Origin of the sequence: Capnocytophaga sp. oral taxon 329 str. F0087, from assembly GCF_000213295.2 — a bacterium.
GTDB classification, from domain to species: Bacteria; Bacteroidota; Bacteroidia; order Flavobacteriales; family Flavobacteriaceae; genus Capnocytophaga; species Capnocytophaga leadbetteri_A.
Genome location: NZ_KN390050.1, coordinates 1 through 9,784, shown reverse-complemented (window position 1 = coordinate 9,784; position 9,784 = coordinate 1). Strand labels below are relative to the sequence as shown.

Here is a 9,784-nt window from a genome sequence, read left to right as displayed (position 1 = left end):
GCCCGGCACTCATTATGTAGCCAATCCCGCTAAAGGGTCTAAGCACAACAGAGGAGCGGCGGTAGACCTTACACTAGTAGATGCACAAGGCAAAGAGCTAAATATGGGGACGCCTTTTGATTTCTTTGGAAAAGAAGCGCATCATACCTATACTCAGCACTCTAAAGAAGTACTTGAGAACCGCAAACTGCTAAAAGAAACACTCGATAAGTTCAATTTTAAGTCGATTTACTCAGAATGGTGGCATTATGAGTACCGTCCCGAGATGCAATCGAAAGTAGAAAACTTTGAATGGCAGTGCAATTAGCCGGTTTATCAATTAAAAATACTATTCTATTATGAAGATACAGCATTATATAGTAAGTTTAGGTTTGTTTTTGGGACTTTTCTGTGCTGAAAAGGCTCAGTCGCAAGCACAAACATTAAAGCCTATCATTAGCGAAAAACGCCTAAGCAGTGATACCTCCACCGCAGGTATGGACGGCCCTCATATATATTATACCGGAAGAGGCCCCGAAAAAGTCATTAAATACATCACTGAAAGCGGTAGAGAGAATATGAAAATCACCTCTAAATGGTATTATTCAGGGGTAAAACGAGGTAAAAAACTAAAAACACAAGTAGGACACAAGCATTTTTTCAGCTTCAGATTGAAAAAGGAACTCACCAAGGAACCTGCAGTGTACGAAATGCCTGAAAAGCTAATTGCTATCTCCGATATAGAAGGAGAGTTTGAGGCTTTTCGCTCTTTTCTTATCGCTAATGGGGTGATGAATGAAAAGTATAAATGGACATTCGGCAAGGGGCATTTGGTAACCGTAGGCGACTTTTTTGACCGCGGACTAATGGTAACCCAAACCCTTTGGCTCATCTATCACTTAGAAAACCAAGCAGAAAAAGCAGGAGGCAAGGTGCACTTTATTCTTGGCAATCACGACCTGATGAATATGAATAACGATTTTCGCTATGTACGCAAAAAGTATTTCACCAATGCCGAACTGATGAATATCCCTTATATAGACCTTTATAAGCCCAAGACCGAATTGGGTCAATGGTTAGAAACTAAAAACATAGTAGAGAAGATAGGCGACTATGTATTTGTGCATGCAGGTATTTCTAAAGAAGTAGCTGACCTCAACCTATCAGTACAAGAGTTGAACGACAAGGCGCGCCGATATTACTTCAGAAACAAAGAAGCTCAACAGCAAACAGACAAGATATACAGCACTATCTATAAATTTGGGGTAAGCCCAACGTGGTACAGAGGTTGGGGCAAACAAACCATCGCCCTTGAAGAGGCTGATGAAATAATGAAAAAGTGGAATGTAGGCAAATTCGTTATCGGTCACACTCTTCATAGCGAGGTGACCTACCTACTAAACAAACGAGTTATCGACCTCGATGTATCCCACGCTAAAGGAGTGGTACAAGGTTTGCTAATAGAGAATGGCAATGAGTATAAAGTAGATAACAAAGGCAACAAAACAACAATAGTAGAAAACGCTTCTATCCCCGAAGATGATGATTAATAACTAAAAACTAATAAAAATGAAAGGAATTATCTTAGCAGGAGGTTCAGGAACCCGCCTTTACCCAATTACAAAAGGAGTTTCAAAACAATTACTCCCTATTTATGACAAACCAATGATTTACTACCCTTTATCAGTCTTAATGTTGGCTGGTATTCGTGAAGTATTAGTGATTTCTACCCCTCAAGACTTACCCGGGTTCCAACGCCTTTTAGGAGATGGTAGTAGTTTTGGTATAAATCTGAGCTATGCTGAACAGCCAAGCCCTGATGGATTAGCTCAAGCTTTTATTATAGGAAAAGACTTCATCGGCAATGATGATGTATGCTTGGTATTGGGCGATAATATCTTCTACGGACAGAGTTTTTCGCAAATGCTTACTCAAGCTGTTTATAATGTAGAGAAAGAGCAGAAAGCTACTGTATTTGGTTACTATGTAAAAGACCCTGAACGCTATGGAGTAGCTGAGTTTGATGCAGCAGGAAATGTACTGAGTATAGAGGAAAAGCCTGCCCAACCAAAGTCGAATTACGCAGTAGTAGGGCTTTATTTCTATCCAAATAAAGTAGTGAAGGTAGCTGAAGAAATCAAGCCTTCAGCACGCGGTGAGTTGGAAATCACGAGCGTTAATCAGGAATTTCTGAAAGATGGAGAGCTAAAAGTAAAGCTTTTAGGTCGCGGCTTTGTGTGGCTGGATACTGGCACCCACGATTCGCTTAGCGAGGCGTCTAACTTTGTAGAAACTTTAGAAAAACGTCAAGGGCTAAAAATCTCTTGTCTGGAAGAAATAGCCTTTCGCAAAGGTTGGATAAGCGCTGAAAAACTACGCGAATTAGCTCAGCCAATGATTAAAAACCAGTACGGACAGTACCTTTTGCAATTGACAATTGACAATTGACAATTAACAATTTAATAAAAAAACTATTCCCCTTACCTAAGCAATGGCAAAACTAAAAACAGCTTATTTCTGTCAGAATTGCGGAACCCAATACAGCAAATGGCAAGGACAATGTCACGCCTGCAAACAATGGAATACCATTGTAGAAGAGGTTGTACAGAAAGACTCTGCCCCTGTATGGCAAGAAAAAGAGAGCATAAGCAAAAATAAAGCTCCTAAATACATAGCTGTTTCGCAAATCAGCACTCAACAAGAGTCACGCCTAAATAGCAATAATCACGAACTAAACAATGTGCTTGGTGGGGGGATTGTGCCTGGCTCGGTAACCCTTTTAGGAGGTGAACCTGGTATTGGCAAAAGTACGCTATTGCTGCAAATAGCCCTTAACTTACCTTATCGTACCCTTTATGTATCGGGGGAAGAAAGTGAAAAACAGATAAAAATGCGTGCTGACCGCATTCCACATCATCTTGATAATTGCTTTATCCTAACAGAAACCAAGACACAAAATATCTTTCAGCAGATAAAAGAACTCCTGCCTGAAATTGTGATTATAGACTCTATACAAACGCTACAATCTGATTATATAGAAGCATCAGCAGGAAGCATCTCGCAGATAAGAGAATGTACTTCTGAGCTAATTAAATTTGCTAAGACTACGCATACCCCTGTAATTCTCATTGGGCATATCACTAAAGACGGACAGATAGCAGGCCCTAAAATATTAGAGCATATGGTTGATACTGTCCTGCAGTTTGAAGGCGACCGCAACCACGTGTATCGTATCTTGCGTTCATTAAAAAACCGCTTTGGTTCTACCTCGGAACTCGGTATTTACGAAATGCTCAGTAATGGTCTGCGTGAAGTTAACAACCCTTCAGAAATACTCATTTCTAAGACAGATGAGACTATCAGCGGTACTACTATAGCCGCTACCTTAGAAGGTATGCGACCTCTGATGATTGAAATACAAGCTCTTGTGAGTACAGCTGTCTATGGCACACCTCAGCGCAGCACCACAGGCTTTAATGCCAAACGACTGAATATGCTCTTGGCTGTACTCGAAAAACGCGCAGGTTTCCGCTTAGGGGCAAAAGACGTATTTCTAAACATCACAGGCGGTATCACTATTGATGACCCCGCCACTGACTTGGGGGTAGCAATGGCAATACTCTCATCTAACGAAGATATTGCTATTGAAAAAGATGTTTGTTTTGCCGGAGAAGTAGGACTTGGCGGTGAAATACGCCCTATACAGCGAATAGAACAGCGCATTACAGAGGCTGAAAAGTTAGGTTTTAATACTATTTTCATTTCTAAATACAACAAGATAGCCCTTAAAAACACTAAAATTAAGATTGTGAAAGTTGCCAAAATAGAAGATGCTATTGGCGAACTTTTTGGATAAGAAGACTTATATATGCTTAAGAAACTCTTTCAAGATACAGCTATTTACGGAATTGCAACCGTCTTGCCACGTGTGATGACGCTTTTGCTCACACGCCTCTACGTTAGCAAACTCGACACTAATAATTTCGGTATTTATTCAGGTATTTTTGTGTATCTTATTTTGGGCAATGTGCTACTGTCGTATGGTATGGAAACGGCTTTTTTTCGTTTTATGAATAAAGGTGAACAAAAAAAACAAGTACAATCTACTGCACTTACTTCTCTAACTGTATCTTCTTTATTTTTCCTACTATTTGCCTACCTGCTAAGAGAATCTATAGCCTCGTGGCTTAACTACAAAGTAGAGCATATTGTTTTTGGTATCTACATAATGGTGCTCGATGCTTTAGTTGTAATCCCTTTTGCATGGTTGCGCAATAAAGGTAAAGCTAACTTTTACGCTTTTGTAAAAGTAGGCAATACCGCCCTTAATTTGCTCCTAAATATCTACTTTTTAAACTACCTGTCTCAAGAAAGCATTGCCACCAACGGAGGAGTATATTACATCTTTTTAGCCAATGTTATAGCAAGTTTAGCAACTCTGATAGTGCTACTGCCTATCTATATCAAAATACGTTTTAGGTTTTATTACCCGCTGTGGAAAGAAATGATGATTTATGCCTTTCCTGTACTTTTAGCTGGTATTGCTTTTGCTGTAAACGAAGGCTTCGACCGTGTTTTCTTACGTATGCTACTCCCTGAAGAGACAGCTGACGCTACCATAGGTATTTATTCTGCTTGTTATAAAATGGGAGTGTTTATGAATCTTTTTGTAAGTGCTTTTAAGCTCGGAGTAGAACCTTTCTTTTTCAGTAGTGCTCAAGATAAGAATGCTCCTAAGACATACGCCCGTATTACTGAATATTTCATTGTATGTAGTGGTTTTATATTAGTTTTTATCACTGTATTTACTGATGTATTTAAACTTATCTTGATACCCAATAAGGCTTATTGGGAAGCACTCTGGATAGTACCTATCGTCTTGCTCGCCAATCTCTGTTTGGGTATCTACCACAGTCTTTCAGTATGGTACAAAGTAACTGACCGTACCAGCTTTGGAGCTATTGTATCATTAGTAGGTATGGCACTTACAGTACTTTTCAATTTTGCTTTAATTCCTTGGCTTAGTTATAAAGGAGCAGCATTAGCAACCCTTATCACCTACGGAGCAATGATGAGCATCTCTTATTACTACGGACAAAAATACTACCCTATACCTTATAACAAACGAAAGATAAAAGTATTTCTTGGTATGAGTGTACTCTTCTCTTTCTTAGAGTTTTACCTTTTCAACTGCAATATCTATATTGGGTGCGTATTTCTACTTATTTACAGTTACTTAGCTAGTCTAACCTTAAAGTTTAGATTTCGAAAAAATAAAAAGACTGCCCTTTAAGAGCAGTCTTTTTGTGTGTTTATAAACTAAAAAGTTTCGTTTTTTCATCTTCTTTAGCGCGCATCAACTCGCTATCTGCAGGTGTTTTATCCTTATAGCCACAAAGATGCAAAATCCCGTGTGCTAACACTCGTAAGAGTTCCTGTTCAAAGGTTACACCAAAAATATCAGCATTTTCTCGCACTCTTTCTATTGAGATATAAATATCAGAGTTTAGGGTAATACCTTCTGTATAATCAAAAGTGATAATATCAGTAAGAGTATCATGCTGCAGGTATTGCACATTTATTTTATGCAAATAAACATCATCACAGAATATATAGTTGATATCGCCTATTTTCTTTCCTTCTGAAAGGGCAATCTGTTTCACCCATTGTTTCACCTTATTTTTATGATAAAGAAAAACGAAAGATGTTTCATTAAAAAAAGCTATCATTATTTATTCTTCTCTTTATAAGTACTAATACCCAAAAGCATATATATTGGTGAAAAACCAATCATTATGGTTACTAATAGTAAGATAGATATAGCTCCAAGCACAGAAGCTACCGTTACAGAAAACTCATTATACAAACCTAAAATAGCAATAACTACTATTATCAAAAGGCGGATGTTCTTATCTAAAGTACTAATATTTCTTTTCATATATCTGACTTTTTAAAATTTGTGGCAAATGTACTTCTTTATTTTGTATAAAGCAAATTTCTATCTCACTATCTCTTAAAGTTCCCACTTTATTCCTACGAAATATGTTCTCCCTGGTGAAATACTCGAATAAAAACTAGTAGTTTTTGTTACATAGTCGAAAAGGTTATCGATACCAGCATTTAAGGTAAAATGATAAGGAAGTCTTGATGATAGTTGTAAACGCCATATAGTATATGGAGCATAATAGGTGTAATACTCTATATTATTAGATGTTTCATAGATAGTAGTAGCACTTACATATTTACCACTCACTATTACATTGGGTATATATTTTGTTTCAGCTTTCGGAATGTATTCAGCTTTCCAAGTAGCGGTATGAGGACGATTTTCTGAACGCTGTTGACTAGTATGATAATAGGCATATGACCCCTTTAAACGCAAACTTTTAGTAGGCCTATAAGTAGCCGACAACTCTGAACTTACTATTTTCGCATTTCCATAATCATTCACATATTGAATTGTGTCAGTAGCACGCGACCATTTATAAATTATTTTGTCTTTCACTACTGAAAGCTGCGTCATAGCCGTTATATTAATTTTTGAAGTATTATAATCTACCGAAAAGTTAAAATTATTACTCTTTTCAGGTTTTAGATATTTATTGCCCATTATCTGAAAACCTCCCCCCCAAGGGTGGAACCAGTTTGTGTAAAGTTCTTTCAATGTAGGCGAACGAAAACCTGTAGAATACCCACCTCTGAAAGTAAAATTTTCTACCTTAAACATTCCTGAAAATCTATAAGTAAAGAAATCTTTAAAGAGTGAGTGATAATCCATTCTAACTCCCGATACTAAGGTAAAAACAGGTGATAGAGCCCATTCTTGTTGTGCAAAGAGAGTGTAATTCTTAGCATTTTGCTTTGCCTCTGTTCCTGTATTATTGAAACGAAAGCTAAGTAACTCATCCGATAACACTTCAGCTCCTGCTACCAAAGAGTGTTTCTCAAAAAGTGACTGGTTATACTGTGCTACTACACGCCATATACTATTTTCATAGTTTTTTTCTTGTTCATTGAGCAAACGGTAATAATTAAACTTATCATAGCGGTCAAAAGCTCCAGAAAGACTCAGCTTTTTATCTTCTGAAAGTACTATATTAGTTTTGAGATTCATCACATAGTTATAATAGCGGTCTCTCACTTTTTTAGAGCTTTCTGTACCTGCATCACGTTCACTAAAATAATAATTAGGTGTTAAGGTAAGGTCTATTTTAGGAGTTACATTAAAGATAATTTTAGGAGTAATACCATAGTTACTACCTCCTGAAATATTCAATCCTCCTTGTGTAACCAATACCAAACGACCATTCTCATAAGTACGCAAGGGCTCTTTATCCTCTAATATATAAGGTTTCATATAGTTATGATACCCTGACAGACGTACACTTCCCCAGTTTTTTTTGCTACCTAATGAAATATTTGTTTTATGATTTCCACGATTTTCATAAAGGTATCCTACACCTGCTTCTAAAGGTTTATGAGCATTCTTAGTAATGATATTGATAACTCCTCCTAAAGCATTTGAGCCATAGAGCGAAGAGGACGCTCCTTTAATAATTTCTATACGTTCTATATTGTCAAGGTCTATACGGTTATAATCAATATTATCAAAAGTTTCACCAGCCATACGCTCACCATCTATCAAGAAAAGCACGTACTTACCTCCAAACCCCATCATATTGATATTAGGCATTCCCCCATCGTATGTAAAGTTAATACCTGCAAACTCTGTCTCCAAAAACGATTGAAAATCAGTAGCCTGCGATTTTCTTATATCTTCAGCAGTAACCACTTGTACAGTGATGGGTACATTCTTGAGGTTTCGCTGGGCACGAGTAGCGGTCACAATTACCTCATTGAGTTTTATCTCTTTATCTTTATTATCTTTATCATTTTGTGCAAAAGCTTCTTGTAGTGTCAAAAAAGCAATAAACGCTGTAATAATAATCTTTTGCATAATCATCTATCTTTTAGAAAAAAAAGGCTGTCCATAGCTGAACAGCCTCTTGAAGCTATTATTAATAATATTAAAAATTACCATCGTCTGATAATTGGTACTGAAAGGTAAGGTAAACAGCCTTTGCTCTTTCATTATAGCAGTCTGTAAGCTGAAATTTCACATATTTACCATTAGCTCTTTTTAGTACATATACCCACTTAGTAGGACGATATACACTCGGATATTTACGCACTTCTTTATTTTCAGGAGCAATGTGTATAATTCCTTCTTCAAGTCCAAAACCTCCTGTCATTGGCTTAGATAGTGAAATAGTTGCAGTTTTTGTATTAGGATAGCCTAATAACACTTGTTGTTCTGTATCTACTACAAATTGCCCTTCAGGTACTTTATTGATAGAAGCAAAATCAGTAGTCTTAGTATTTAAAGCAGCTGCTCTTCCCTCTCCTGAAGTACCTCCATTGAGTTTTACTAAATAACCATTAAAAGCTATATCCCAATCTAAACTTGTTGTAGTAGGTGTAGCTACAGTTGATACTCCTTTTTCAAAAGAAAAAGTAACCCACTTCCCATTTACATCTAAGTTAGAAATACTCTTAACATTAGCAGGTAATTTAGGAGTTTCGTCCTCTTTGCTGCAAGAGGTAAGAATAAAGGCTATAACCAAAACTGATAATAATAACTTAATTTTCATAGTTGTTATTATTTACTTTGTGTGTCACTCAATTGATATTTTAGTTTAGGAAAGTTAGCTATCTTTTTATTACTCACTTCTTTATAAAAGTCAGTTACTTGTACTTTAGCATACTTACCATCTGCTGTCTTGATAATATATACCCATTTATTAGGAGCATATACCCCTCCCCATTCTTTCATATTAGCAGGGTTAAGATTTATAGTTCCTGTTGTAGAACCAAAGCCTCCTGTAAGCACTGGTGAAATTTTTTCCTTTGTAGTACTTCCATCCCTATTAGAAAAAGACACTTCTTTATCTTTTTCAAAGCCTACTACTATAGTTTCCTTTACAGTCTCAAAATCTTTTGATTCAGTTTTAAGAGCTTCACCTTTTCCTTTTCCGCTTACTCCCCCATTAAGTTTCACATAGTATCCCTTGAAAGCTATATCCCAAGAAGTAGTATTGCTTTGGGTAGCACTTACTACAGAACCTGCAGCTAATGAAAAATATTGCCAATCAGCAGTAGCATCTAATTGTACTTCAGCAGCTGCTTTAGTAAAGGTAAGGCTTACTTTTTCTACAGGAGCTTGTGAAGTAAGTGTATCATATTTGAAAGTAAGATACCCTATTTCTCCTTTAGAATTGGTATATTCAGTAATTTGAATTTTTACATAGCTACCTTTTGTTGTTTTTATAACATACACATATTTAGTAAGATTAATATGAGGTGTATTACTTCCTTTAGCAGGAGGAGTATAATTATAGAAACCTTTAGGGTCAGGATTCATTACTGTACCTGTAATTGCTTTATTAACAGAATTAGTTATAACTGTAGGAGTAGTTTGCCCTTCTTTTGGTTTCCCATAGGTTGTTACTTCTTCATCTTTTTGGTAACCAACACCTGGATATTGGGTTACAGCATCAAAATCTTTGCTACCTGTGTTCACTACTTCTACTCCGCCAATTCCCGAAGTTCCTCCGTTAGTTTTTACATTATAACGATTGAAAGCTATGTCCCAATTATTACTTGTACGTGGATTAGTAACAGCCACTTGTTTTCCTTCTGAGAAAGAAAAATACGTCCATTCAGTTTGTGATGAAGCGTTTAATTCCTTTACTTCTTTAACACTTGAAGCTTGAGGGGTATCAGGTGTATCATCTTTCTTACAAGA

Annotated in this window: 10 protein-coding genes; 5 read left to right on the top strand and 5 right to left on the bottom strand. The window is 36.7% G+C overall.

Annotation, left to right across the window (positions count from 1 at the left end):
- From HMPREF9074_RS10500 to HMPREF9074_RS10480, 5 genes are all read left to right on the top strand, one after another.
- Nucleotides 1–307, top strand: a 307-nt coding sequence (locus HMPREF9074_RS10500; RefSeq protein ID WP_034540685.1) for a M15 family metallopeptidase, incomplete at its 5' end; no start/stop codon positions are given.
- A gap of 31 nt (nucleotides 308–338) precedes the next feature.
- Nucleotides 339–1,529: a metallophosphoesterase gene (locus HMPREF9074_RS10495; protein WP_009391187.1), complete on the top strand. Its 1,191-nt coding sequence runs from the start codon at nucleotides 339–341 to the stop codon at nucleotides 1,527–1,529.
- A gap of 19 nt (nucleotides 1,530–1,548) precedes the next feature.
- Nucleotides 1,549–2,427 carry a glucose-1-phosphate thymidylyltransferase RfbA gene (rfbA, locus tag HMPREF9074_RS10490; RefSeq protein ID WP_009391186.1) on the top strand — a complete coding sequence of 293 codons (879 nt, stop codon included), beginning with the start codon at nucleotides 1,549–1,551 and terminating at the stop codon, nucleotides 2,425–2,427.
- 43 nt (nucleotides 2,428–2,470) lie between these two features.
- Complete coding sequence (radA, locus tag HMPREF9074_RS10485) at nucleotides 2,471–3,835, top strand: DNA repair protein RadA (RefSeq protein ID WP_009391185.1); 1,365 nt, start codon at nucleotides 2,471–2,473, stop codon at nucleotides 3,833–3,835.
- A gap of 12 nt (nucleotides 3,836–3,847) precedes the next feature.
- Nucleotides 3,848–5,272 (top strand): lipopolysaccharide biosynthesis protein, encoded by a 1,425-nt coding sequence (locus tag HMPREF9074_RS10480; RefSeq protein ID WP_009391184.1) that lies wholly within the window; start codon nucleotides 3,848–3,850, stop codon nucleotides 5,270–5,272.
- Nucleotides 5,273–5,291: 19 nt separating this feature from the next.
- On the opposite strand, the gene ybeY is transcribed toward HMPREF9074_RS10480, so the two are convergent.
- The 5 genes from ybeY to HMPREF9074_RS10455 all read right to left on the bottom strand — a co-directional run.
- Nucleotides 5,292–5,708 (bottom strand): rRNA maturation RNase YbeY, encoded by a 417-nt coding sequence (gene ybeY, locus HMPREF9074_RS10475; RefSeq protein ID WP_009391183.1) that lies wholly within the window; start codon nucleotides 5,706–5,708, stop codon nucleotides 5,292–5,294.
- Nucleotides 5,708–5,917 (bottom strand): YgaP family membrane protein, encoded by a 210-nt coding sequence (locus HMPREF9074_RS10470; RefSeq protein ID WP_009391182.1) that lies wholly within the window; start codon nucleotides 5,915–5,917, stop codon nucleotides 5,708–5,710. Before HMPREF9074_RS10470 ends, ybeY begins: the two co-directional genes overlap by 1 nt.
- Before the next feature lie 75 nt (nucleotides 5,918–5,992).
- The gene (locus HMPREF9074_RS10465) at nucleotides 5,993–7,936 is read right to left on the bottom strand and encodes a TonB-dependent receptor plug domain-containing protein (protein WP_034540687.1); all 1,944 of its coding nucleotides are present in this window, start codon (nucleotides 7,934–7,936) and stop codon (nucleotides 5,993–5,995) included.
- 70 nt (nucleotides 7,937–8,006) lie between these two features.
- Nucleotides 8,007–8,630 (bottom strand): HmuY family protein, encoded by a 624-nt coding sequence (locus tag HMPREF9074_RS10460; protein WP_009391180.1) that lies wholly within the window; start codon nucleotides 8,628–8,630, stop codon nucleotides 8,007–8,009.
- 8 nt (nucleotides 8,631–8,638) lie between these two features.
- On the bottom strand, nucleotides 8,639–9,784 hold a 1,146-nt coding region (locus HMPREF9074_RS10455; protein ID WP_034540680.1), incomplete at its 5' end, for an HmuY family protein.